The following is a 542-nucleotide window of genomic DNA, read 5'->3' on the forward strand; positions in this document are numbered from 1 at the left end:
TTGAGCGCGGCCTCGACTTCGTTCTCACCATCGCTCGGCGAGACTGCCGCCAGGCACAGCCGGGTCTCGGCGGCGAAGGCCGACACCGTCAACGGCGGACTGGCTGCCAAGCCCTTCTCGTAGGCTCGCCGCAAAGCCTTGCCGTCAAGCGACACCACCTCGGGCGTCTCTCGGCTGGCTCGGGCGAAAGCTGCGGCAAAGGCAGCAAAGGCGCGACCAAAGGCCTCCGGGTCGAGCAGACGCAGCAGCCGCGAGAAGGTGTCGTGGCTGGGAGCTGCGTCATAGTCGATCAGCCGCGACAGCGCCTGCTTGCGCTCCTGCGCGAACAGGGCAAATTCCGTCGCATTGCTGGCGCCGCACAGGCTTGCTGCGATCATCATCACGATCAGGTCGCCAAGCCGGTGCGTGGCGTTGGGCGCGCGTGGATCAGGCACCGCGCCAAAGTAGCTCTCAAGGCAGGAAATGGCAGTCGCTCCTTCGCTCAACTGCCTCTCCAAAGAATCCTTTCTCAGCCTAAACTCAACCCCAAAATCGCCATATGC

The 542-nt window shown here is 64.0% G+C and carries 1 protein-coding gene; it reads right to left on the reverse strand.

The window, feature by feature from the left end:
- Window positions 1-485 (reverse strand): ISAs1 family transposase (locus NKH16_RS34945; protein ID WP_352903994.1); only part of this gene is annotated, 485 nt, incomplete at its 3' end.
- Window positions 486-542 lie beyond the last annotated feature (57 nt).

This window comes from Mesorhizobium sp. M1307 (assembly GCF_040318155.1).
GTDB lineage: Bacteria > Pseudomonadota > Alphaproteobacteria > Rhizobiales > Rhizobiaceae > Mesorhizobium.